Genomic DNA, 24,514 nt, shown 5'->3' with positions numbered 1-24,514 from the left:
GCGAGGAATCTGAGCGGGTCGCGCACGACCCCTCGCGCTGCCCGAGGTGACCATGCCGGATGGTTACAGGTCATTGGTATAAGGAGGCGCCTATGACGGAACAACGTCGGCGTGGCGGCGATAAGCGCAGTTCCCTCCTGATCCATCGCCGTCGCCTTTTTCTGATCCGTCGCCTCATTCGTGGGTCGGCGACGGCAGAGGAACTGATCAATGAGGCGAATACGACGTTCACCGATGTGCCGGAGGGGATTTATCCGGCGGACGCATCCGCTGCGCTGCGCCGCGACATCGCAGCACTGCGCGTGGAATATGGCTGCGCAATTGAGCGTGACGACGATGGGGTCTACACGCTGAAATCGCCGGGAAGTCTGGCGCTGATCGATCTGCCCGACCATGAGATCGAGGCTGTCGCATTCTTGCTCGATGTCTACCGGGAAAGCGATCTCCCGATTGCGGCGCCGATTGGCACATTTCTGGCGCGCATCGGGGCGCTCATGCCCGAAGATCGCCAGAATCGCTTGAACAGTTTGACCGCCTCGCCGAAGGTAGAGCGTCCCTATGCGCCAATCGAAGGCGTCACCGAGATGATGCGCGCCTTGAAAGGTGTTCTGCGCAAACGTGAAGTTGAGTTCGACTACCGTTCGCCGCACACGCCGGATGGCGCTGCTTTGCATCACCGCGTCGCTCCACTCGAATTCGTTTACCGCGAGGGGCACACCTACCTCGATGCCTTCTGCCTGGCAAGCGACGTGCCCGAACTCGTCGGACAATTTGTGTTCTACCGGCTCAACCGCATTGTTGCCAGCAGCCTTCGGCGGCTGCCGCAGGCGCTGCGCCGCGACTACCGGCGACCGACGTATGCGCTACGCTACCGGCTGGCGCCCGCCGTGGCGCGGCAGCGGGATGTGGCGAAGTGGTTTCCAGAGACTGAGATCGACTATGCGGCTGACGGTTCCGCGACCGTCACCGCAGTGACCAATGATCTCTGGCGCGCCCATCAAATTTTGATGCGCTACCGCGAGCACTGCCGCGTGATCGAACCGGCGCCGCTCATCGAGATGATGCGTGCCAGTATTGAGCGCATGGCGGCATTGTACCTGACCGATGCGGTGATGCAGATACATGAGGACATACGATGAAGTCTCGTCGCTTAAGCGAGTTTCTGGCGCAGTTTCTCGACTCGCGCGCGCCGTTGCTGTTCATTGTCGCCTCGCTTGTGCTGGCAATGCTCGGCAATGCACTCTATGAACTGGTGCTGCTGACGTTCGGTGAGCAGCCGGTCACACTGATCGGCATCATTCTCGGCGCTGCGCTGATTTTTCCGCTGCTCTTCTGGGGGCTGCGCCGGGCGATCGAGACAATTGCCCGACGGAACCCGATCATTGATGTCAAGCCGGCAGAGCAGATCGAGCCGCACGCCGGGTTGATCCTGCCGGTCGGGTTGAGTCCGTCGGGCCCGGAGCGCGCGATTCTGGCGTGGCATCTGCGCAATGCGACGCTGCGCGATTGCTGGCTGATCGCGTCGCCAGAGGTGCAGAATAGCGCCAAATTGAGCGATCTCAGACAGTGGCTGATCGAGCAGAATGTCGATGTGCATACGGCGCCTATCGCCAATGCCACGTCCCTGGAGGACATATTTCGCGCAGCAATGCAGGCGTTGCGCGAGGCGCAGGCGTCGTCGCGGGCGCAGCCGGTTGCAGTGGACATCACCGGCGGCACGGCGGTGATGAGCGTCGGGCTGGCGCTTGCGGCGCGCAACTGGAATGCGCCGTTGCAGTATTATCCGGCAGTTTACGGGAGAGATGGCTCGCTCTTGATCAACAGCGCTACCGCGCCGAAACAGATTGTCTTTGCAAGCACCGGAGGAACAACACCGTGATTCTGATCAATTTTTCGCATCCATTGACGGAGCAGCAACTGGCACAGATCGCCACGTTCGTTGGCGCGACGCCCGAGGTTCGCGCCATTGATGCGCAGATCGACCGGGAACGACCGCTTGCCGAGGTTGCCGTCGAACTGGTGGATCGCGTCGGTTTATCCCCCGACGAGTGGCAAACTATTCCGCTCCTGATCAACCCGCCGGCGCTGGCGCCGCTGGCAGTCGCCGTGCTGTCGGAAATCCACGGGCGCGCCGGCGGCTTCCCGGCGATGGTGAACGTTCGCCCGGTCACGGGGACGGTTCCCACCAGGTATGAAGTGGCGGAGGTGCTCAACCTGCAAGCACTGCGCGAAGCGGCGCGGAGGCGGAGGTAGAGGGGAGAGGGGAAAGGGGAGCGGCGAGAGGGGAGGGGTGAGAGGGGAGCGGCGAGAGGCGAGAGGTGAGGGGTGAGGAATGACTTTCAACCTTCACTCTCTGTGTCCTCTGTGCCTCTGTGGTTCCCACCAGGTATGAAGTGGCGAAGGTGCTCAACCTGCAAGCGTTGCGCGAAGCGGCGCGGAGGCGGAGGTAGAGGGAAGAGGGGAGAGGGGAGCGGCGAGAGGCGAGAGGTGAGGGGTGAGGAATGACTTTCAACCTTCACTCTCTGTGTCCTCTGTGCCTCTGTGGTTTTATCGACGAGTCAATGTCTACGACAGATGTCTGTTGGTGACGGTCAGGTGTCCGCAGATCACTGACCATCGCCTTTACCTGGGCGACCCGCCGGGTCGCCCCTACATCGCCCTTCCGCCTGCCCGCCTGCGCCTTTCCACCTTCCAACCTTCCAACCTGCAACCTGAACCCATATGACGATCAGAGACGTTGCACCGCAACGTCTCTGCCGGAAACGTTTGACGCCGGGAACGTGCAACCTGACCCCATGTGACGATCAGAGACATTGCAGTGCAACGTCTCTGCCGGGAACGTTCTACGTTCAACGTGGAACATTCAACGCCACACGCGATCAAATCCGGCACCTTTCGTCACGTTTGTGACGGTCTCTTCTGCTATGCTCAAGGCAGGAGCATCTTGATCACCTCCGCGACTTTCCCCGCTCCGCGCTCGATGTGGGCGATGGAATAACCGGTGCTTCGACACGAAAGGAGCAACGGCAATGGTTTGGTGTCTGGCGATTCCCGCGTGCCTGGCGGCGGTGCTGGCGCTGGCGACGCTGTTCGCGCCGCCGCCACGGATCATCCTGCCCTCTCCAGGGCATATAGCGCGCGGCTGTGTGGCGACGGCGCTCATGCTGGTCGCTGCGGCGCTGATGGGACTGGCAGTGCTGCTACAGGAGGCGCAATGATGACTTTGTTGCTGTTACAGGTCGATGGCACGCCTGGCACGATGCCGCGCGGCATTGCCGGGCTGGGGATCGTTGTCCGCAGCGCGACCGGCGCGGTGCTGGCATGGTCGTGCGAACGCGCTCCGGCAATGTCTAATAACGAGGCGGAGTATCAGGCGGTCATTGCAGGGTTGATGTTCGTGATCCGGCACTATCCTGGTAGCAGGGTACGCTGCCTGACCGATAGCCGGATCGTGGTTGACCAGCTGGCGGGTCGCCACGCGGTGCGCGCTGCGGTGCTGCAACCGTTGCATATGCGCGCACAGGAACTCGTTCGTCAGCACGGTCGCGTTACATTCCTCGCTATCCCGCGCGAACTCAATCGCCTGGCGGACGCGCTCGCCTGGGAAGCGCTCGACGGTCGCGACTGGCTGGCGTGTGCGGTCAATCGTCATCATGCGATGTGAAGGAGGAGAGCAGCGTGAACACCGACATTGTTTCAACGGTGCAGGAGAAGGTCGGCGATGCGGTCGGCGAGGGAGTTTCCGTACTGAAAGGGGAAACGGGCGCGATAAGCGGCGCACCGCTGGCGAATTTTCACTTCGTCACCAGACTGGCGACGGTGCCGCGCGCACTGCTGCGCCAGGCGTTCGGCCTGGTGGCGCATCTGGTTGTGCCGCCGGGAACCGTGGCAGTGACCCACCTTCCCGGTGGGGAACGGCGCATCTATCAACCCGGCAGTTACACCCTCGTCGGCATGCAGCCAGGAGCAGCGCTGGTGCAGTGGATCGATATGCGACGACGTCAGATGACCATCGGACCGGTCGAAGGCTGGAGCCGCGACAAATGGCGTGTTCGGCTGTGGCTTGCGGTGGATGTCGAGGTGAGCGATCCGCTGAAGATCGCCGCGCACCGCGAGCCGCTGACAGCGTTGGTGTCAGCGGTGCGCAATGGTGCACTGTGCTGCATCGAACAGCACACCCACGCGGCGCTCACCGGCGCTCCCGGCGATCAGGGCGGGATAGACGCGCCCGCAGCAATCATTCTAGAACGCCTGCGGAATGACCCGGCGCTCGATGGACTGGCGATCATCAATGTGCGGGTGATCGAACGGCAGGGTGACGAACGGCAGATCGAAGCCGCGACCGCGGCGACGGTCGCAGCGGCGCAGATCGACGAGGAACTACGGGTTGCGGCAGCGCGTCACCGCGCTCATTTGCAGGAGATCGAGGCGGCAGCAGCATTGGCGGCGCGCGAACATAACATTCGTCTGGCGTCGGCGGCTGCGGCGGCGCGCGAAAAATTGCTTACCCAGCAGGCGGAGGTGCAGCAGGCGACGCTTGCAGCGCGGTTGCAGGTTGTTATGGCGCAGATCCAGGCGCAGGTGAGCGAGATCGCGCGCGAAGAGCAACTGTGGCAGGCGGAACAGATGCGCCTGCAAGCAGAGTGGGAGCGCGTGCAACAGCAATTGCTGGAAGCGCACCACACCGATCAGCAACTGCGCCTGATGGAAGGGCAGCAGGGCATGTTGCGCGCCGAAGGCGAACTGGCGCTGGCTGCCGAAGAAAAGCGGAACGCACACGCGCTGGCGCTGGCTGAGATCCAGCAGCAATTGGCGGAGCAGCGCGCTGCGCAGGCGCAGGCGCAGGCGGAACGTCGCGCGGCACACGAACGCGATCTGCTCGAACTGCACCTGCGGTATGAGCAGATGGTCGCCGAACAGATGCAGCGGCTCGAACAGTGGCGCACCGAGCACATCCAGATCGGTGTGCAGCAAAAACGTCAGCACGAGCGCCAGATGGCGGCCATCGCCGGCACAGCGCAGATCGCCGCGGCAGCGGCGGCGGCAGTCGTGTCTGCAACCGGCAACAAGAGCGGCGCGAATCCGGGTGAGGTCGCCGATGCCGGATTGCGGGCGCTGCAAGAATTCGTCGAGGCGTAAGAAAGGAGGGATCGCATGCCGCTTTTTCCCCGTTACAACGGACCACCGTTGCTGCCGCAGATTTGCAGCGTCGAAAATCTGACGCTGGCGTGGCGGCGGGTGCGCAGCAACATCCATGTCGCCCGGCGTGGGCGCAGCGCCGGACCGGATGCGGTGACGCTCCGCGATTTCGAGGCGGACTGGACGCGTCAGATGGCGCAACTGGCGGATGAATTGCAGCAAGGGACGTATCGACCGCTGCCCGCAAAGCGGATCGCCATCCCCAAGGCGAGCGGCGGCGAACGCGCAATCGCCATCCTGTCCGTGCGAGATCGGGTGGCGCAGCGCGCCGTTCAACAGGTGCTCGATCCGCTGTTTGATCCTTGTTTTCTAGATTGTTCCTACGGCTGCCGTCCACACGTCGGCGTACCGGAGGCGGTGGCGCGTGTGCAACGCTACGCCGACCAGGGGCTGGGATGGGTGGTCGATGCCGATATCGCCGGCTACTTCGACGCCATCGATCAGCGGGTGCTGTTGGGGCTGGTGCGGCAGCGCATCGACGAATTGCCGGTGCTCAAACTGATCGCGCAGTGGCTCGAAGCCGGAATGCTGCCTGGCGACGCGGCGCTGCCCGACGAGGCGCCGGCGACGCCACTGCAACACGGTGAAGCCGTACTTCGGCAGGTGATGTCCTGGGGCGCGGAGCGCCTGCCTCCACCGCCGACCGGTCCCTACGCCGCAGCGGCGTGGGAAATGCCGGGTGGCAGTGTAGACGACGGCTGGACGGTGCGCCGGTCGGGACTGGAGTCGCATCTGTGGACGGCGATGATGCTGGCGCGACCGGCGATCGATGGCGCACGGCGAGCGTTGCCCTACCTGCAACGGATCGGCGCACGTCGGCTCGCTGTCGTCGGCGCGGTGGCGGTCGGTGCGCTGGCATTGAGCGAAGCGGTTGCGCGCATGCACACCGCGCAGAGTCGTGGCACGCCGCAGGGCGGTGCGCTCTCGCCGCTTCTGGCGAACATCTATCTCCATCCGTTCGATGTGGCCATGACCAGCCAGGGATTCCGCCTGGCGCGCTTTGTGGACGACTTCGTGATCATGTGCGCAACGCAGGACGAGGCGGAACGGGCGCTGAACTTCGCGCAGCAGCAACTGCGCGTCCTGCGCCTCGAACTGAACGCCGAGAAAACGCGCATCGCATCCTACGCCAATGGGATCGAATTCCTCGGCGCATCCCTGGCACCGCGCGCCAAAGGGCAGCGCCTGGGCGAAGGGCTGGTCGATTTCGCCGACGCCGAACGCGTCCTGCGTGACGCCATGCGCAATGCACGGCAACGGGTGCGGCGGAAGATCGAACGTGGGAAAGTTGAAGGTTGAACGGGGGAAGGTTATAAGGTAGAGGCGACTCGGCAGGTCGTCCACGCGAGATCGCCCACCGGGTGCAACCGGTCGCCCATCACGGATGCAGCGGGTCGCCCGCGTTTGCCCGTGATCGAAAACCACAGAGGATACAGAGGTTGAAAGTGGGAACAGGTGTAACAATGCATCCCTTCCGTGCCCTCTGCGTCTCTGTGGTGCAAACGACCATCAATAAAACCACAGAGGCGCGAAAGATACAGAGGTTGAACGGGGAAAAGCAGATGAACCATCCTTTCTCTTCCGGTTCTCTGCGTCTCTGTGGTTCAAAACCGCAGGCAAAAATAAGGAGCCAACCCATGCCAACCCTTTACATCCAGGAACAGGGCGTGATGGTGCGCAAACGCGATAATCAGGTGCTGGTCACCAGAGACGGTCAGACGCTCCACGATGTTCCGCTGGCGAAGATTGACCAGGTGGTACTGATGGGGCGTGGTGTGCAGATCTCGACAGCGCTGCTCATCGACCTGCTCGAACGCGGCATTCCGGTCACGCTCACCAATCAGCACGGTAGTCGCCACTACGCCACGCTCACGGCAGGACCGTCGCGGTTCGGCGATCTGCGCACCGGGCAGATGCAGTACGTCAACACTCCTTCACGCGCGCTGGAACTGGCGCGCGCGATTGTGATCGTCAAGCTGACGAATCAGCGCCGCCTCCTGGCGACGACCGGCTGGCCCGCTGCGGCATCCGCCATGCAGCAGATCGACGCAGCGCTGACAGCGGCGTCTCAGGCGCAGAATGTGGACATATTGCGCGGGCATGAAGGCGCTGCCGCCGCCGCCTACTTCGGCGCCTGGCGCGCATCGCTGCCGCCTGCCTGGGGATTCGGCGGGCGCGCCTTCTACCCGCCGCCCGACCCGATCAATGCCATGCTGTCGTTCGGCTACACCCTGGCGCTCCATGATGTCATCACCGCCGTGCAGATCACGGGTCTCGACCCTTACCTGGGCACATTCCACGTCATCGAAACCGGTCGCCCATCACTGGCGCTCGATCTGCTGGAAGAGTTCCGCCCGGTGATCGTCGACCGCATGGTGCTCGACATCGTGCGCACCAATGCCATCGGACGCGAGCGCTTTCACCGTCCGCAGGAACGACCCGAAGCGGTCTACCTCGATGCTGAAGGGCGCGCCTTCCTTGTGCAGCGGTACGAAACGCTTCTCCAGACGAAGGTGCGGTTGCCCGGCGGCGAGCAGACGCCGATGCGCCGGGTCATCCTGCTGCAGGCGCAGGCGATCGCGCGCGTGCTGCGCGGCGAACAGGAGCGATATACCGGATTCAGTCTCAATTCTTGAGATAATTGATGCATTTGTGACAACGCTCTGCGCTATGCTGAACATGCCTCGTGCGTTTCCGCCTCGATGCCGCCTCACGAGGGATGGTGACATCTCATCGTTCACAGGAGGAGGCAATCCATGGTTTTCGTTCGGTCGATGCGTGTGGGCATGGCAGTGATGGCATTGTGGGTCTTTGGGGTATGGATGGTGTGGTTGCCCGGCGGCGCGCATAGTGCGACAGGTTTTCCGCCCTCATCGAGTTCGGCGTTTGTTTCACCGGCAACAGGTGTGAGCGAGAGCGGCGCCTCGACTCCATTCAGGATTCTGCGCCCCTCGACGCGACGACCGGTTGACGCCGGTTCACCGTTCCGTCCATCGAAAATCGTCGTTGAACTCATATACCGAGGGTATGCTACGAAACAGGACATCACCGTGACCATCGGCGGCAAACCGGCGACTATCATCAGTCTTGTGCCGGTTCGCTATCTGATCGAAGTGCAGGCGCCGCAGCAACCCGCGCAAGGACGCTACGATCTGGAAGTGACCGTCAAAGGCGTCACGGTGCGGGAACCGGGGGCAGTCACGTACTTTGGCGTCAATAATGCCAGCGTTATTCTGACGATCGACCGTTCGGGCAGCATGGGGACCGCCAAAATGGCGGCGGCGCGCGAAGCGGCGCGTCAGTTCGTCGATCTTATGCAGGCTGGCGACGGCATTGGCGTCGTCAGTTTCGACCACGTGATCGAAACGCCCCTATCCCTGACAACCATTGCCGAAGCGCCACTGCCGTCGGCATTCCTCTTCAGCGATAGCATGGAGACTGGCGCAAGTCGGTGGATTGCGGCGCCGCCGTGGGGGTTGACATCGGTTGCGCGCAATAGCGCACAGGCATGGACCGATAGCCCTGCCGGAAATTACGCGAACAACACGAACAGCGCGCTCGAAATCGCCACGCCGATTGCCATTCCCGCCTCGATGACTGCGCCCGCTCTGATGTTCTGGCATCGCTATGATATTGAAAACGGCTTTGATCGCGGCGAGGTCGAGATTTCCGCAAACAACGGCGTCACCTGGCAGCGTCTGCGATCATTTACCGGTACAGCCTTAGGATGGCGGCGCGAGATGATCAGTCTCGACGCCTACCGTGGTCAGACGGTTCGGGTGCGCTTTCGGTTGGTGACCAACGCCTTCGGCGTTCGCGATGGCTGGTATATTGATGATGTCGCCCTTGGTCCCGCGTGGGACGACGTGCGCGCCAGAGCGCAGGCGGCCATCGACACGCTGAACAGTCGCGGGGCCACCTCGATCGGCGGCGGATTGCAGCGCAGCCAGCATCTGCTCACGAGCGCCAACCCCGCCATTCCGCGCGCGATTGTGCTATTGAGCGATGGACAGGAGAATACGTCGCCCTACGTCGCCGATGTGCTGCCGCCGATCCGTGATGCGCAAACGACGGTTCACACCATCGGGGTGGGGCAGGATGCCGATCAGCGGTTGATGCTGTCAATTGCGGCGCAGACCGGCGGAACCTACAATTATGCGCCAACGCCCGATCAACTTGCGCGGATTTACAACACGATTTCCGGCAACGTCAGCAACCGCCAGACGCTGGCGACGGCGAACGGAAGCGTTGCGCCTAGCGCCGTTGTGACCCAGGAGGTGACGATTGATCCGTCGATCGCAGAGGCGACCTTCTGGGTCGGCTGGACAAACCCCGGCATCGGGGTTGCCCTGACGTTGCAGATGCCTTCCGGCGTCAGCATCGATCCCGCCACGCCGACCACAAATTCGGATGTTGTCTACGTCTCCGGCGACACCTATGCCTATTACCGCGTGCGCACACCGACGCTTACGCCAGGCGTATGGCGAATGCGCGTCAGCCGCGCCGCTTCGTCGCCGGGCATCGTTGCAGCAGAAGCGCTGCCATCTGAGGTCGCAGGGGAAGAACACCTGGAACCGGAGGTTGAAAACGGGATTGCGCCGGTTGATTCATTGCGAGAAGCGCGCAGCGTCGAACCTGACGAACCGGCTGCGCCACCGGCGTTACCGGCGTCAACCGACGAACCGTTTGTGGTACGTGCCACGGCGCGTGCCGACCTGACGCTCGGCTTCTATCCCGACAAAACCGAGTATCTGACAACCGAACCGATTATCGGCTTCGTCACCCTGGCAGACGATGCGCCGATAACTGGCGCGAATGTGTTGCTCAGCGTGCAGTATCCTGGCCAGACGACGCCATTCACCGTGCCGATGCACGACGACGGATTGCACGGCGACGGCGCGGCCGGCGATGGGGTCTATGCGGTGTTGCTGCTCGGACCGCGTGAACCTGGCACGGTGACATTCACCGTGACCGCGAGCGGATCGTCCAGACAAGGCGAACCGTTTGTCCGACAGGCGGAACTTTCGACCTTTATCGTCGCCAATCCCAACCCGTACACCCTGGTGCATCTCCCGCTGGTTGCGCGCTAGAGGGGTCCCAAACTCTTTGAACTATCATTGACTCTCACTGTGCTGGCGGTGGCTGAGCCGGTCGAAGTCACCGCTGGCCGCCCGCTGAAACAGACGACGACAGGGCTGGCGGTGACTGAGCCTGTCGCAGCCAACGCCAGTTGCACGAGAGCAACATCGAGGACAGGTATGGAGCGCTTATGTTTACCATTATCAGTTACGACATCATCGATGACCGGCGGCGCACGAAGGTGATGAAATACCTGAAAGGATGGGGAACGCGCGTTCAGTACAGCGTCTTTGAGTGCGATCTGGATGCACGCGCCTTTACGAACGTGTTGCGTGAACTGCGCAACCTGATCGATCCGAACACCGACAGTGTGCGTTGCTACCGCCTCGACGAAGCGTCCGTCAGGCGCATCCAGATCGTCGGTATCGGCGTGGTCAGCCGCGACCCGACCCACTATTTCGTCTAGCGTCTATATGGTTCAAATGAGCACACACAAAAGCGCAAAGGCGCCTCGGCGCGGGCTGAGCCGGTCGCAGCCCACGTCCACGCTTGGTGGACGGTCCCTCGTCAACGAACCGTGTCGCGCCTCGGCGCAGGCTGAGCCAGTCGCAGCCCACGCCGACCGCTTTCCAGACGCGGTTTCAACGTCCAGGTGTATAGTGATCTTATGAAATTGTCCATGCCCGCACCCGGTCGAGCCGAAACGTCCGTTCTGCCTGACGGCGCAGGCAATAGGCGCGCAGATACCAGGCATCATGGCGTCGTTCCAGTTCCAGCGGGCGAACCGTCCGACGCTCGACCCGCCCCTCGCCGCCGGTGTCGTACTCAATCGTCACCGTGCGGCGTTGAGCGATGGCGCGGCACAGCGTTTCCAGTAGATCGTGTTCATTCACGGCGGATTGCCGCAACGATCCGCTGAACGGAGCGTTTTCCACAGCAGAGATATGACCATTCCCAGAGGAATCGATCCATTCCGTCGCACTGCACGAATGAGCGTCGAGATATGCCAGCGCCTCTTCGACTGCATCACGCAACGGTGGCGACAGTGGGCGCCACAACGCCGATTCGAGCGTCTCATCGACAATCAGCGGCATCCCGGCAGGCGCGTGGCGACGATAGAACGCACAGGCGACCAGCAGCGCCGCACAATCGCCGGGGCTCAGCGCATCGAGCGGCGGCGCAGCGGCGGGTATTGGCGCACGCCCGGCGACTGCAATGCCCTGACGCGCCAGCGCGCGTTGCAGCGCCGCGACGTGTTCCGGTCGCACCAGCGCAATGCCCGGCGCCAGGCGCGTTTGCACATACCGCTGCACACTTCGCGTGCGCAGCGCAAATTCCAGATCCTCCGGCGCATCCGCCACAAGCGCCACACTGTCAACCAGTCGCAACGACGGCGCCCGATCGGAGCCTGGCGCTCCCCATGCGGCAGGCGGAGTTCCTGCGTGGCGCAGCAACACCTGGCGCACTGCCGCTTCCTGCGCGCGCGGGGTGTGCATCATTCGCCACGTCAATCCATGTGCCTCTCCCCGAATCCAGCGCCCGCTCCACGCCAGATGCAGCGCATCGGCATCGATCCCATCAAATGGCACAAGCACCTCGCCAGCCGTACTATAGCGCCAAACCCTATCCGGCGCAGTACATTCCAGCGGACGATAGACCAACCCATCGTGCCAGGCAACCAGACCCAGCCAGTGCAGCGGTTCGTGCAGCGCCGTCAGCAGCGCGCGAGTCTGGCTTTGCACTCGCCACGGCGAGCGTTGCACGACGCGAAACCCGTGGGTATGCGCATCCGCCAGCGGACCAAACGAGTCGATCAACGACATGCACAGGCGTTCCGGATGCAGCAGGCGTCCCGGTGGAACGGCTTCGATCCACCGCATCAGACGACGGCGCAGCACCGGCCAGTCGATACCGACGGACGCCAGTCGCAGACGTTGCAACCAGGGATCGGGAAGCGGGCTACGGACCCAGGCATCGATCAGTCGGCTCAACTGAATATCGAGCGGCGATGCCAGGAACGCAGCCGCGCCAGGCGCAAGCGTGCAATGCCTGCGCTGTTGACCGATCAAACCGAGATCATACAGATGTGGCAGCACAAACGCATACACACGGCCAACCTCATCCAGGGATGCAGGCGACAGCAGCGGCAGCAATACCCGCAGCGCCACCCGACGCAGCGAACCATCGGCGCGTGCAGGCAGCGGCGTGGCGGCGCAGACCAGCAGGAGCGCCACGGTTGCGCGCAATGCCAGCGGCGGCGGCGCAACCGGCGCCGTTCCCTCTTCCTCCGCAAAACGCAACGCTTTCGGCAGCCAGCGCCGCACTTCAGGCGCCAGAAGATAGCGTTGCGGCGAATGTGGCGCAGGCGGGCGCGGCAGCAACCAGCCGAGCAGAATCAACCGTTCGGCAACCGAACGCGGCTGCGGGTCGCGCGACATCTGGCGCAGCGGGCGAACGATGCCATAACGCAGCGCCAGTTCATTGGCGGAGATGCCGCCGCGCTGCTGGCGCAGATCGGCGAGCGCCGCACGGGTTTCGGCATCGAGCGATGCATACACGGAACGGACGACGGCAGCAGAGCAGAGTGCCGCGCGCAGGCGGCGCAGGCGTTCATCGGCAGAACAGGAACGCGGCAACGCAATACGCTGTGTGCGCGCAATCAGGCGTTGCAGTTCAGACGGAATCTCACCCAGCAGCGCAGCCCAGCGATTCATACTTGACCTCAGAGGCAATGACCTGCTATACTGTTCGTACCGTGTCATGATACCTCTCACCCGCCAAAATCACAAAACGGCGCAGGCAAGCCGGTCAGGAGCATCGAGCGTCGAGCGCGCGCAGATGCCGTGGATGGCAGGAGGAGTCGTGAGAGGGGAAAAAAACAAAAGCCCCGCCATGAAGGGGATTGAAACGCGAGCTGGTCAATCAAGCGGCGGCTCCGCTCCTCCCAAAAAAACAAAAGCCCCGCCATGAAGGGGATTGAAACGCGCGCCTCAGGAACGTGTTTGAGAAGGAGCCGCGCCTCTTAAAAAAACAAAAGCCCCGCCATGAAGGGGATTGAAACGCATGGGGCCGGCAAACCACCCGGCGACCTGTAAGGAAAAAAACAAAAGCCCCGCCATGAAGGGGATTGAAACTCGGCGTCCCGTTCGATCCGCTCGACCGCTTCCCGCGAAAAAAACAAAAGCCCCGCCATGAAGGGGATTGAAACCTGAGCAACCGCCGCGCCAGGTGGGCGGCGTCCCGTTAAAAAAACAAAAGCCCCGCCATGAAGGGGATTGAAACGGGATGGGTGGGTCGCACGGATAGCCGGCCTCCCCGGAAAAAAACAAAAGCCCCGCCATGAAGGGGATTGAAACAAAATCATCCCCATTCCACACGGCGAACTTTTCGCCGAAAAAAAACAAAAGCCCCGCCATGAAGGGGATTGAAACGCGCCTTCCCTCTCCCATTCGGGAGAGGGAAGGAATGGAAAAAAACAAAAGCCCCGCCATGAAGGGGATTGAAACTTGGCGGTGCCGTTCAGGCTGCAGTCGGCCGTGCCGAAAAAAACAAAAGCCCCGCCATGAAGGGGATTGAAACGCGGCGTCGGCGTTGCCCTTCTGCGTCTCCAGCGTGGAAAAAAACAAAAGCCCCGCCATGAAGGGGATTGAAACCCCAACTCCGCCCGCATCGCACGGATGCGGGTGGAGGCAAAAAAACAAAAGCCCCGCCATGAAGGGGATTGAAACCGGCCTGGTGCGCCGCCCAGGCCGCCTCCGTTTCGAGCGAAAAAAACAAAAGCCCCGCCATGAAGGGGATTGAAACACGACGGCCACGCGGCGGTGGGAACGAAGCGCCCCCAGAAAAAAACAAAAGCCCCGCCATGAAGGGGATTGAAACGGAGCGCCGCTTCCTCCTCGGGAGGAAGCGGAAGCGGAAAAAAACAAAAGCCCCGCCATGAAGGGGATTGAAACTTGTTGCCGAAGACCCGGCGGAGGGCCTCCTCATCTTAAAAAAACAAAAGCCCCGCCATGAAGGGGATTGAAACGCGAACCATCTCCTCCACCACATGCTCCCTCCTTCCCAAAAAAACAAAAGCCCCGCCATGAAGGGGATTGAAACACATGCTCCCTCCTTCCCCCGCCTCCGGCGGGGGGATAAAAAAACAAAAGCCCCGCCATGAAGGGGATTGAAACGCCGTTCCCCAGCGCTGGAGGCGCGCGCAGGCGTCCAGAAAAAAACAAAAGCCCCGCCATGAAGGGGATTGAAACATCACGCGTCGGCTCCGCTCCTCCCCCAGGAGCGGAGCAAAAAAACAAAAGCCCCGCCATGAAGGGGATTGAAACCCGCGATAAACGATTCAGGCGTCACCATCTCCGCCTGAAAAAAACAAAAGCCCCGCCATGAAGGGGATTGAAACGCGATGCCGGCGAGCAGCCGCGCAAGCGCCTCGCGCCAAAAAAACAAAAGCCCCGCCATGAAGGGGATTGAAACTGGTCCGTATCTCCGTATCATTGATGGAGTCCCCCGCAAAAAAACAAAAGCCCCGCCATGAAGGGGATTGAAACCGCTCCTCCCCCAGGAGCGGAGCCGCCGAGACCAGAAAAAAACAAAAGCCCCGCCATGAAGGGGATTGAAACGTCCTTCCGGGAGACATGCCACCATCTGCATGACTCCCAAAAAAACAAAAGCCCCGCCATGAAGGGGATTGAAACCTTCTGGCGCTTGATCTCATCGCGAAGCTGCTGAGCCTTGAAAAAAACAAAAGCCCCGCCATGAAGGGGATTGAAACGTCCGACAGGCGAACGTCCGACTGGATGATCTGAGACAAAAAAACAAAAGCCCCGCCATGAAGGGGATTGAAACCTGCACGGGTCCGGGGCTACGCAGTACCGGATGATCAAAAAAAACAAAAGCCCCGCCATGAAGGGGATTGAAACACGATGAGCGCGTAGCCCGTCAGCTCGCGGGCGCCCGGAAAAAAACAAAAGCCCCGCCATGAAGGGGATTGAAACAACGAGACGTTCCATCGTCTCGCCAGGAATGCGGCGAAGTAAAAAAACAAAAGCCCCGCCATGAAGGGGATTGAAACACGCGCCGCGCCGCCGCCCGCCCCGCCGCCGGCGCCGAAAAAAAACAAAAGCCCCGCCATGAAGGGGATTGAAACGCGCCATGGGCAGCGCCTCGGGACGCGAAGCGCTGCACAAAAAAACAAAAGCCCCGCCATGAAGGGGATTGAAACCAGCGCCTTCTGCTGCACGCGCGCGGCGTGGGCGCCTCAAAAAAACAAAAGCCCCGCCATGAAGGGGATTGAAACACGCCAGCTCCACTTCGAGCTGGCGCACATGGCGCCGAAAAAAAACAAAAGCCCCGCCATGAAGGGGATTGAAACCGCGCTGGTCTGCGGCCCGCTCGACCGCGGCCACCCAAAAAAACAAAAGCCCCGCCATGAAGGGGATTGAAACGCGCGGCGCTTCCGCGCGCGGAGTTCCGCTTCCTCTTCGGAAAAAAACAAAAGCCCCGCCATGAAGGGGATTGAAACATCTCATGGCTTCCTCCTTCCCCCGCCTCCGGCGGGGGAAAAAAACAAAAGCCCCGCCATGAAGGGGATTGAAACGATGCGGTGGCCGGAGCTTTAGAGAAATTCTCTCTACGAAAAAAACAAAAGCCCCGCCATGAAGGGGATTGAAACTCCCAGTACCCCGTATCCAGGATGCCGGAGCCGGGGAAAAAAAACAAAAGCCCCGCCATGAAGGGGATTGAAACCGGTCGGGGCCTCGCCGTTGCCCTGGGGGGCGGTGGCAAAAAAACAAAAGCCCCGCCATGAAGGGGATTGAAACCTACGGAAGTGAGTCCATAAGATGTCAAATGCAGCCCAAAAAAACAAAAGCCCCGCCATGAAGGGGATTGAAACGCGGCTTGGGCGTCTCGGTCGGCTTGGGCGTCTCGGTCGGAAAAAAACAAAAGCCCCGCCATGAAGGGGATTGAAACGTCACGCTGAACCTCACATGGCCCATCGTGATCACGTAAAAAAACAAAAGCCCCGCCATGAAGGGGATTGAAACCAGTAGACATCAAGTAGAGGACATACGGCGGCGAGGGAAAAAAACAAAAGCCCCGCCATGAAGGGGATTGAAACACTAAAGATACTGTCATCACCGACGCAATGGATACGGAAAAAAACAAAAGCCCCGCCATGAAGGGGATTGAAACTCGCCCTTCTCGCCATCCTGGCCGCCGTTGCCGCCGTTCAAAAAAACAAAAGCCCCGCCATGAAGGGGATTGAAACATGGTGCCCTGGAAGCAGTCCAGGTCGATGGTCTTGGAAAAAAACAAAAGCCCCGCCATGAAGGGGATTGAAACTCGAGGGTTCTTCATGAATATTACAGAGAATACAATATAAAAAAACAAAAGCCCCGCCATGAAGGGGATTGAAACTTTCGTCCCGAGTGGTTACACCGCACCTGACCATCAAAAAAAACAAAAGCCCCGCCATGAAGGGGATTGAAACAGGTCTACCTCTGGGTCACCGCGTTTACCACTGCGACCCAAAAAAACAAAAGCCCCGCCATGAAGGGGATTGAAACTTTCGTCCCGAGTGGTTACACCGCACCTGACCATCAAAAAAAACAAAAGCCCCGCCATGAAGGGGATTGAAACAGGTCTACCTCTGGGTCACCGCGTTTACCACTGCGACCCAAAAAAACAAAAGCCCCGCCATGAAGGGGATTGAAACGCGCCGCCTGCTCAGCCTCCGCGATCGAGATGATCCAAAAAAACAAAAGCCCCGCCATGAAGGGGATTGAAACGGGTGCTCCTTTCAATGAAGCACGACACGCGGCGGGATCCAAAAAAACAAAAGCCCCGCCATGAAGGGGATTGAAACGAGCTCGATGGTGCCCTGGAAGCAGTCCAGGTCGATGAAAAAAACAAAAGCCCCGCCATGAAGGGGATTGAAACACCGCCGGGTCGCCTCCAGGTCCTGGTGCTGCGCGCAGCAAAAAAACAAAAGCCCCGCCATGAAGGGGATTGAAACACCGGGGCGGCGGTGGGCTCGGCCGTGGGCTCCTCCGTAAAAAAACAAAAGCCCCGCCATGAAGGGGATTGAAACACTGCGATACGAGAGCAGTGCAAAGGGAAGAATAATCAAAAAAACAAAAGCCCCGCCATGAAGGGGATTGAAACGAGCTTCTCGAGGCCGACGATGGCGGCGGCGATGATCAAAAAAACAAAAGCCCCGCCATGAAGGGGATTGAAACACGTCGCCGCTGCGAGCCGTACGCGCAAAAAAACAAAAGCCCCGCCATGAAGGGGATTGAAACCGGGTCTCCTCGAAGTCGAGGGCGAGGGCGGGACCGGAAAAAAACAAAAGCCCCGCCATGAAGGGGATTGAAACCCAGCGTACCATCGCCGCGCGGCGGCGGTCGACCCGGCGCAAAAAAACAAAAGCCCCGCCATGAAGGGGATTGAAACTTGTCCAGCCAGATGACCCGCTCGATCTCTGGGCGGAAAAAAACAAAAGCCCCGCCATGAAGGGGATTGAAACACGCCGCGCTGCCGCCAAGGGTTTGGCTCGTTCCACAAAAAAAACAAAAGCCCCGCCATGAAGGGGATTGAAACACCACGAACGCCACCAACCTCTGATCATGGATCCCTCAAAAAAACAAAAGCCCCGCCATGAAGGGGATTGAAACACGCTGCATGGCGCCACGGCGGAACCCGACCAGACGCACAGAAAAAAACAAAAGCCCCGCCATGAAGGGGATTGAAACCTGGTCGGCGGCCTGCTCGACGCGGGCCACCCCTTCCCAAAAAAACAAAAGCCCCGCCATGAAGGGGATTGAAACTCGACGTGCTCGGGGAGGAATTCCAGCCGAACCCGGTAAAAAAACAAAAGCCCCGCCATGAAGGGGATTGAAACATGCGGTTTATTTCACCCGCACCCGCGCGCCAAGGCGAAAAAAACAAAAGCCCCGCCATGAAGGGGATTGAAACCTGAGGGTGGGTCAGCAGGAGGAAGTGGGATGCAGGCAAAAAAACAAAAGCCCCGCCATGAAGGGGATTGAAACACCGCGAGGTGCAACCCGACCACCATCTCGGCTGCGGTAAAAAAACAAAAGCCCCGCCATGAAGGGGATTGAAACACATGGCGCGGGCGCTGTGCTCCTCGGTCTGCCGGTCAAAAAAACAAAAGCCCCGCCATGAAGGGGATTGAAACGAGCGCTGCCACGCTCGGAAGCTTGTTTTCGCGGGCTAAAAAAAACAAAAGCCCCGCCATGAAGGGGATTGAAACGTGGCCATCGCATTCATGCGCCCCCCGTGCATCGCAAAAAAACAAAAGCCCCGCCATGAAGGGGATTGAAACAGGTAGTCGAGGTCGACCTCGCCCGCCGGGTGTTTAAAAAAACAAAAGCCCCGCCATGAAGGGGATTGAAACACGGGGTGGGTGTAGGAAGGTCTACCTAGGGGCAGATCAAAAAAACAAAAGCCCCGCCATGAAGGGGATGACCGCATCTAGACGAGCGGGGTGCAGCCCTGCTCCGGCCTATCTCCCGCCCCACGGAAGGGCGGGGCTGCGCCCCGCCCCAACTAGCCCCGCTCCGGCCTGGAGAGGTGATCCACCGGCTATCCGTATTTTCCTTTTCGCCACTGAATTTGCTTTTACTGGGGGCGCAAACCGTCTGCGGGATTCGGCACTGATGATGAGAGGATTAATACCAATGACCTGTGACCATCCGGCATGGTCACCCCGAGCAGCGCGAGGGGTCTTGTGCGACCCGCTCAGATTCCTCGCTGAGTTTACCCTGAGCGAAGCGAAGGGCTCGGAATGACACGCATGCGGTATCTTCAATCGTCATTGGTATTATGGCGTTGCCGTGGCGCTGCGAGGCGTCGGAGTGGTGGTGGCGACAGACGAGGGTGTCGCAGTTTCGGTTGCCGTCACCTCTGGTGTTGTCGTGACCGTTAGAGTTGGAGTAGGCGTGGTGATTGGTGTTGGTGGCGCCGTTGGCTCGACAGGCATCGTAGCCGTCGGTGCGACGACCGGAAGCATCGGCGTCGGTCCGCGCAGGTCGAGCGCGGCATCACCTGCAATGTCGCTCAAGCGCTGCAAAAAGCGTTCAATCCGCTGGGAACGTCGGTCGAGTTCCTGGAGCAGCGTAGCCCGCCCTGCTTCCGCCGTTGCAAATGCTATAACCTGATCGCGACTGGCGCGCGCGTCGGCGACCAGTGTCGCGTTTTGTCCGACGATGGCGGTCAACTGTTCGCGCACCTGCTCACGCAAGACACGCACATCATCGATAGCGCTGCGGATGTCGCTCAGCGCTTCTCGATCATCGCTGGCGCGGCGAGCAAGATCGGCAACGTCAGTTGCCACTGCATCGGCGCGGCTGATCAGGGTTGCGTTGCGCGCCTCGAGCGTTGCCACCTGCGCTTTTGCAGCAGTGAGTTCTATCGGTGTAGACGGTGTGAACCCCAACCAGAGAAGGGTTGCGCCGGTCGCCAGTAGCGTGATAGTTGTCGTGATCAGGATGACCAGAAAGGCAGCCAGCAGGCGAGCAAAAAATCCGCTCCCCCGGCGTGTTGGAGGCGACGCTGGCGGCGTGGCAGGCGCAGACTCTGAAGCGTTGGTCATTGAGCATTATCCCGCATATCAATCACCCGGCACGCCAGGTGATGTTTCACCGCCGCGATTGGTCGTAGCGGCTGGAGGTCCTGCGTAGATCGAACGTTCCACCACCACCGGCTGCGTCGCACGCACCGTTGCAGAAATGATCGTCTGATCGGGGAACAGTTCGTGAACCGCCATCGTATACCGCGAACCGGCGGGCATCACCAGCGACCGGCTCGCGCGTGAGCCGTCTGCCAGAATAAAGGCAACATCGATGCGCGCCTGGCTGCGCGATGGATTGCTGATCAACAGATACTGCTGATAATCGCCGCCGGTGCGACCGTCGGCAAAGCGCCACGAGTAGGCGGGCGCCATCACTCCTGGTCCCGCTGTTCCTGCTGCATCGTTGCGCCAGTAGAGCGCCCGCTCAGCCGCGACCGGGCGATCAGCGATGATGGTTGTTGCGACTCCCAGTTCTGGCACAACGTCGTTGACATCGATTGACAGGCGCGCGAGCGGCGGAATAGCGTAGCGCCGCGCCAGCGATGTGCCGTCGGGGGTCAGGAAGCGCACGGTAACATTCGCGCGGTCGCCATTCGGATTGAGCACCAGCAGCGACATCCGAAATGGTGGCGCCGTCGTTCCCTCTGCAAAGTGCCACTCCCGCGAGAGTTCGGTCATCCCCGGCGATATGTGCATTCCCCCGCTGGTAAGTGTGCTGCCAGGACCAAAGATCATCGTGCGTTCGGCAACAATTGGCTGGCTGGCGGTGACTCGCATCCCAAACGAGGCATTCGGCAGCAGATCGCCCATCACGATGACCGTCCGCTGCCGGGGCAGCAGCACCACCGGCTCGCTATCGAACGGCGGATACACAAACGTCGTTCCATCATTCGTAATCAGCAACACGCGCGCGCCGACCGGCTCGGATTGCGGATTGAACAGCACCAGAAACGTGCGTTTATCACCTTCGGTTGAACCTTCGGCGAAATACCAGACGCGCGACGGGTGCGCCACACCTGGCTGAAGGCTCAGATCGGCGCCAAAATTCATGAAGCGTTCTGCAATAATCGGGGCATTCGACTCAACGATTGCAGGAGCATCGGATGTATCGTTGAAGACCTGGTTGATCACGAGGTTAGCGCGCGCACCCGGCGCAACCGTCGTCTCGCGGATAACCTCGACGCCTGGCTGTCGCACAATGATGAAACGCACCGTGGCAGGTTCGCTGCCAGGATTGAGCACTGCCAGTCGTTCTTCGTAATCGCGCGGATTTCCCTCGGCAAAAAACCAGCGAGAACGCACCATCGCAGCACTGACCGACTGTCGAATCTGAGGCAGGGCGTCGCGCAGCGCATTCGAGGGATCGCCAGCAGAAGGCGCCAGGTCACTGTGCGCGGCGATGGTGGGACCGACAACGCTGGACCCATTGAGCGTGATGACTCGTTGCCCGGACGGTTCGAGACGGTACGCATCACACAGCCATGCCAGCAAGGCGCGGAGCGCGTCGAATTGGGCTGCGGGTGGCGCCCCTTCACCGATCAGCGCAATGTGTACTGCGGCGCCACCGCTCAATTCAGCGACTGAGGCGGTTGGTCCACCGCTCCGCCCCTCAAAGATTGCGCCATCACGCCCGATGATATAGTGATAAACCGTATCGTTCAAGCCGAGTGTCTGTTCGTGGTACACAGCGAGCGCGCGCAGGAATGGCAGCGAATCGTCGAGGGCATCGGCGCCGATCTGATGAAGCACGATCCCCTGCGGCGCCTCGCGCGGTCCGCGGTACGCGCGCGGGTTGCCGCCTGCCCACGAGGTACGTGGAAACAGTTTCGGCGGCACTGTCAGCGTTGCGGGTCCGCCAACTGCGGGAACGGCATTGATCGCGCGCGGCGGACCGGCGCTTGTGTCGAAGTAACTGATGCTGACATCGCTCAAGATTGGCGAAGCGTTTGGGACAGTCGTGCTGAATGTGGCGCGAAATTGCAAGACACGCGTATCGGATGGCAGCGGGCGCACCCCTTCAATCGCAAAAGCGTCCGGGGTTGATCGAGCGCGCAGTTCGCCAGCCGTCAGTGGCTGCCAGGGACCCGGTTGATCGGGAGCAGGACCGCCGCGAAGTTCGAGGGTCAGTGTCGTACCGGGCGGAACATCGGCGTGCCAGACGACGCCGGCGGCATTCAGGGTCGTGGTCAGAGCAATCGGTTCAGAGACGAACGTACCGCGAGTCGCGCCACGCTCCAGGCGCAGTTCGCCGTCGGCATTCGTGATAATCTGCACATCAGTGCGCGTCCCGCGCTGCCAGTCCGCCTGAGTGCTGAACACAATCCGCCCCGACTGCACCGGCACCTGTGCGAACGCCTGTGACGGAGTGATGCCGATCATCATGCCGATCAACGCAATGGTCACAACCAGGCGGTGCATAACGTCTCCATGAATGTTTGGGTTAAGGGTTATTAGTTGAGGGTTATGATCTTAGCCTCAAACCCCGAACCCTACTCCGCCGGCTTCAGCGCCTCGACGTGATACACATTCGTCGAGTCGTACAGAATCCAGCCCGCGCTGGCGTCGAACTCCTCAACAGCGCGGATCTGCGCGCGAACCTCAGCTGGCGTATATTCGACCAACAGTTCCTTCGGCACCCAGATAAGCGTAAAGTCCTGCAACCAGGGGCGGAGCAGCGCGCGTTTTCCCTCGACTTGCTTGAACGCCGCACTCATAGACTTCTGGATGACCTCGTAAGGATATTTTGCCGGATTATCGAAGCCAAATTCGCCCGGATTGAAGTGCGACGGGTAGATCATTGGACTGATGTAATCGGTATACTCCGCCATCATGCTCAGGTTTTGTCCGAGCAATCTCGAAGGACCAAAGGCAGTATAGCCGAAGACATCAACCGAAAAGAATGCACCGGCGCCATTGATCGCGCGATGCGAGCGTTTGAGCACTTCGGTGATATTTGCCCAGCGTTCTTCGGGCGTTCCTTCGCGCGAGAGGAGCAGACGGTCCTTGTCGGTCGGCGAAAATTCGAGTGACGGAAAGCGGATATAATCATACTGAATTTCATCAAAGCCAAGTAGCGCCGCTTCGACCGATAGTTGAATGTTATAGTCCCAGACGTTCTCGTTCCATGGGTCGAGCCAGGCGTAGCGAATACTCGGAGCGGGATAATCGTAGAAGATTCCGCCGGTGGTGCGATCCTTCGCTGCCCACTCCGGTTTCGCCTCGGCAAGCACATTGTCGTGGCTGAACATATGAACGCGCGCAATCGTGTAGATGCCGCGACGTCTGGCTTCATTGAGGATGGCGCGCAGATCCATGTAGGGTTTGAATGTCCCCAATTCGCGCACTATGGGAACCTGCGAATCGTAGTACACCAACCCCAGGTCATCGCGCAGATCCGACTTGATATCAATGACGATGGCGTTCAATTCAGTCGCATCGATGATGTCGAAATACTTCATCAACAGATTCCAGCGCGATGCAACGGCTGCGGTGACATAGAGCGCCTTCGAGTAGAACGGCTCAAGCTCGATCGTTGCCGGCACACTGCCGGGGCGCAATTCGATGACCGCTTTACGATACCCCGGCGCCAGCACCTGAAGGTAGCCTTGCTCCGGAATTCCTTCAAGGGTGAAGGAGCCATCGGAACTATTATCGATCCGTGTCATTGCCACATCGCTGCTCTGAAGATTAAGCGTGGCAATGATAGTCGCATTGCGGATCGGCTGCCTGGATTGCGCATCGATCAGAGTGCCGCTCAGCGTATCAGGACGAAGCGCCACATCGAGCGTTGTCACCCGTTCGACCGGTTGATCGAGACGGGCATACCCCCTGGCGCTGATCGTCATGGTTCCCTTCTCAGGCACGCCGCGCAAGACATATTGCCCATTGCTGTCGGTTGTCGCCCGGAGATCGCCAAGCGCGACCGATGCGCCGGCAATCGGTCGTCCGGTGTACCCATCGGTCACGGCGCCACGTAGTGTATCGGGACGGATCGCGGCATCGAACAATGTGGTGCGCGCCACATCACTGACCACCGGCGCGTATCCATCGGCAGTAATGGTCACGCGAAACGTTTCCGGCACGCCTGTCAGCACATACCGCCCTTCAGCGTCGGTGGTGGCGCTGATCGTTTCAGACGCCTGCACCAGCGCGCCTGCCACCGGCATGCCCGTATACAGATCGGTAATCACACCGCTGAGGGTATTGGGACGCACCTGCACCGGCTCGAGCGTGACCGCCGGAGGCGATGGGCGTTCCAGGTTCGGCAGCGTAGAAAGATTGATTTCGATCGGCTCATACCCACTGGCAACGACCTTGATGACATCACGCGCACTCCAGCGATCGATCTGATAGACCCCGTTCGCGTCGGTGGTGACCTGGAGATCGCCAATGGTCAACGTCGCAACGACCGGTTTTCCTGTATAAGCGTCGGCGATCGTTCCGGTGAGCGGAACGGCGGGTTGGCTGCACGCCGCGACGATAAGCGCCAGAATACTCACAGCAGCCAGGGCGCATCCGCGAATCCATCGCATCGATAACGACTCCATCCCAGGGTATGTCACTCCGGTATCACCTTGCGCGTATGATAAAGGCTTGACAGCGCATTGTCAAGCATGGCTTGCCAGCAAATCGATTTGTGCAGGG

Annotated in this window: 14 protein-coding genes and 1 CRISPR repeat array; of the genes, 10 read left to right on the top strand and 4 right to left on the bottom strand. The window is 60.5% G+C overall.

Annotated features, from left to right (window positions below; all coding sequences use genetic code 11):
• The first annotated feature begins 92 nt into the window (after nucleotides 1-92).
• From RCAS_RS13825 to cas2, 10 genes are all read left to right on the top strand, one after another.
• A complete protein-coding gene (locus RCAS_RS13825; RefSeq protein WP_012121178.1) occupies nucleotides 93-1,139 on the top strand; it encodes a helix-turn-helix transcriptional regulator in 1,047 nt (348 codons plus the stop codon).
• The gene (locus RCAS_RS13820) at nucleotides 1,136-1,879 is read left to right on the top strand and encodes a hypothetical protein (RefSeq protein WP_012121177.1); all 744 of its coding nucleotides are present in this window, start codon (nucleotides 1,136-1,138) and stop codon (nucleotides 1,877-1,879) included. Before RCAS_RS13825 ends, RCAS_RS13820 begins: the two co-directional genes overlap by 4 nt.
• Complete coding sequence (gene csx15 / locus RCAS_RS13815) at nucleotides 1,876-2,253, top strand: CRISPR-associated protein Csx15 (RefSeq protein ID WP_012121176.1); 378 nt, start codon at nucleotides 1,876-1,878, stop codon at nucleotides 2,251-2,253. Before RCAS_RS13820 ends, csx15 begins: the two co-directional genes overlap by 4 nt.
• Before the next feature lie 776 nt (nucleotides 2,254-3,029).
• On the top strand, nucleotides 3,030-3,218 hold the full coding sequence (locus tag RCAS_RS13810; protein ID WP_012121175.1) for a hypothetical protein: 189 nt from the start codon (nucleotides 3,030-3,032) through the stop codon (nucleotides 3,216-3,218).
• Nucleotides 3,215-3,664, top strand: coding sequence for a ribonuclease HI family protein (locus tag RCAS_RS13805; RefSeq protein WP_012121174.1), 450 nt, complete (start codon nucleotides 3,215-3,217; stop codon nucleotides 3,662-3,664). Before RCAS_RS13810 ends, RCAS_RS13805 begins: the two co-directional genes overlap by 4 nt.
• 14 nt (nucleotides 3,665-3,678) lie before the next feature.
• Entirely contained in the window at nucleotides 3,679-5,139 is a 1,461-nt protein-coding gene (locus RCAS_RS13800) for a coiled-coil domain-containing protein (protein ID WP_012121173.1), read from the top strand.
• Between the two features lie 15 nt (nucleotides 5,140-5,154).
• Nucleotides 5,155-6,498 (top strand): RNA-dependent DNA polymerase, encoded by a 1,344-nt coding sequence (locus RCAS_RS13795; protein WP_012121172.1) that lies wholly within the window; start codon nucleotides 5,155-5,157, stop codon nucleotides 6,496-6,498.
• A 338-nt stretch (nucleotides 6,499-6,836) separates the two neighbouring features.
• A complete protein-coding gene (gene cas1 / locus RCAS_RS13790) occupies nucleotides 6,837-7,835 on the top strand; it encodes a CRISPR-associated endonuclease Cas1 (RefSeq protein WP_012121171.1) in 999 nt (332 codons plus the stop codon).
• Between the two features lie 120 nt (nucleotides 7,836-7,955).
• Complete coding sequence (locus RCAS_RS13785) at nucleotides 7,956-10,289, top strand: VWA domain-containing protein (protein ID WP_012121170.1); 2,334 nt, start codon at nucleotides 7,956-7,958, stop codon at nucleotides 10,287-10,289.
• A gap of 179 nt (nucleotides 10,290-10,468) precedes the next feature.
• A complete protein-coding gene (gene cas2 / locus RCAS_RS13780) occupies nucleotides 10,469-10,744 on the top strand; it encodes a CRISPR-associated endonuclease Cas2 (RefSeq protein WP_012121169.1) in 276 nt (91 codons plus the stop codon).
• A gap of 199 nt (nucleotides 10,745-10,943) precedes the next feature.
• Here cas2 and RCAS_RS13775 read toward each other — a convergent pair whose 3' ends face one another.
• The 4 genes from RCAS_RS13775 to RCAS_RS13760 form a co-directional block, all read right to left on the bottom strand.
• On the bottom strand, nucleotides 10,944-12,992 hold the full coding sequence (locus tag RCAS_RS13775; RefSeq protein ID WP_041330807.1) for a WYL domain-containing protein: 2,049 nt from the start codon (nucleotides 12,990-12,992) through the stop codon (nucleotides 10,944-10,946).
• Nucleotides 12,993-13,150: 158 nt separating this feature from the next.
• Nucleotides 13,151-18,769: a CRISPR direct-repeat array (repeat unit 37 nt; unit sequence AAAAAAACAAAAGCCCCGCCATGAAGGGGATTGAAAC).
• A 351-nt stretch (nucleotides 18,770-19,120) separates the two neighbouring features.
• Nucleotides 19,121-19,891, bottom strand: coding sequence for a hypothetical protein (locus RCAS_RS13770; protein WP_012121167.1), 771 nt, complete (start codon nucleotides 19,889-19,891; stop codon nucleotides 19,121-19,123).
• An 18-nt stretch (nucleotides 19,892-19,909) separates the two neighbouring features.
• The gene (locus RCAS_RS13765; protein WP_012121166.1) at nucleotides 19,910-22,288 is read right to left on the bottom strand and encodes a peptidoglycan recognition protein family protein; all 2,379 of its coding nucleotides are present in this window, start codon (nucleotides 22,286-22,288) and stop codon (nucleotides 19,910-19,912) included.
• Nucleotides 22,289-22,359: 71 nt separating this feature from the next.
• A complete protein-coding gene (locus RCAS_RS13760) occupies nucleotides 22,360-24,402 on the bottom strand; it encodes a putative glycoside hydrolase (RefSeq protein ID WP_012121165.1) in 2,043 nt (680 codons plus the stop codon).
• Nucleotides 24,403-24,514 lie beyond the last annotated feature (112 nt).

Origin of the sequence: Roseiflexus castenholzii DSM 13941, assembly GCF_000017805.1 — a bacterium.
Classification (GTDB): domain Bacteria; phylum Chloroflexota; class Chloroflexia; order Chloroflexales; family Roseiflexaceae; genus Roseiflexus; species Roseiflexus castenholzii.
The sequence above is the reverse complement of the archived record's forward strand: the minus strand, read 5'-3'. Positions and strand labels throughout refer to the sequence as shown.

Bases quoted from the DNA above. Each gene is read 5' to 3' on its own strand.
- RCAS_RS13810 (WP_012121175.1), top strand. From the start codon at position 3,030: ATGGTTTGGTGTCTGGCGATTCCCGCGTGCCTGGCGGCGGTGCTGGCG.
- cas1 (WP_012121171.1), top strand. From the start codon at position 6,837: ATGCCAACCCTTTACATCCAGGAACAGGGCGTGATGGTGCGCAAACGC.
- RCAS_RS13765 (WP_012121166.1), bottom strand. From the start codon at position 22,288: ATGCACCGCCTGGTTGTGACCATTGCGTTGATCGGCATGATGATCGGC.
- RCAS_RS13820 (WP_012121177.1), top strand. From the start codon at position 1,136: ATGAAGTCTCGTCGCTTAAGCGAGTTTCTGGCGCAGTTTCTCGACTCG.
- RCAS_RS13760 (WP_012121165.1), bottom strand. From the start codon at position 24,402: ATGCGATGGATTCGCGGATGCGCCCTGGCTGCTGTGAGTATTCTGGCG.
- RCAS_RS13805 (WP_012121174.1), top strand. From the start codon at position 3,215: ATGATGACTTTGTTGCTGTTACAGGTCGATGGCACGCCTGGCACGATG.
- cas2 (WP_012121169.1), top strand. From the start codon at position 10,469: ATGTTTACCATTATCAGTTACGACATCATCGATGACCGGCGGCGCACG.
- RCAS_RS13785 (WP_012121170.1), top strand. From the start codon at position 7,956: ATGGTTTTCGTTCGGTCGATGCGTGTGGGCATGGCAGTGATGGCATTG.
- RCAS_RS13825 (WP_012121178.1), top strand. From the start codon at position 93: ATGACGGAACAACGTCGGCGTGGCGGCGATAAGCGCAGTTCCCTCCTG.
- RCAS_RS13775 (WP_041330807.1), bottom strand. From the start codon at position 12,992: ATGAATCGCTGGGCTGCGCTGCTGGGTGAGATTCCGTCTGAACTGCAA.
- RCAS_RS13770 (WP_012121167.1), bottom strand. From the start codon at position 19,891: ATGACCAACGCTTCAGAGTCTGCGCCTGCCACGCCGCCAGCGTCGCCT.
- RCAS_RS13795 (WP_012121172.1), top strand. From the start codon at position 5,155: ATGCCGCTTTTTCCCCGTTACAACGGACCACCGTTGCTGCCGCAGATT.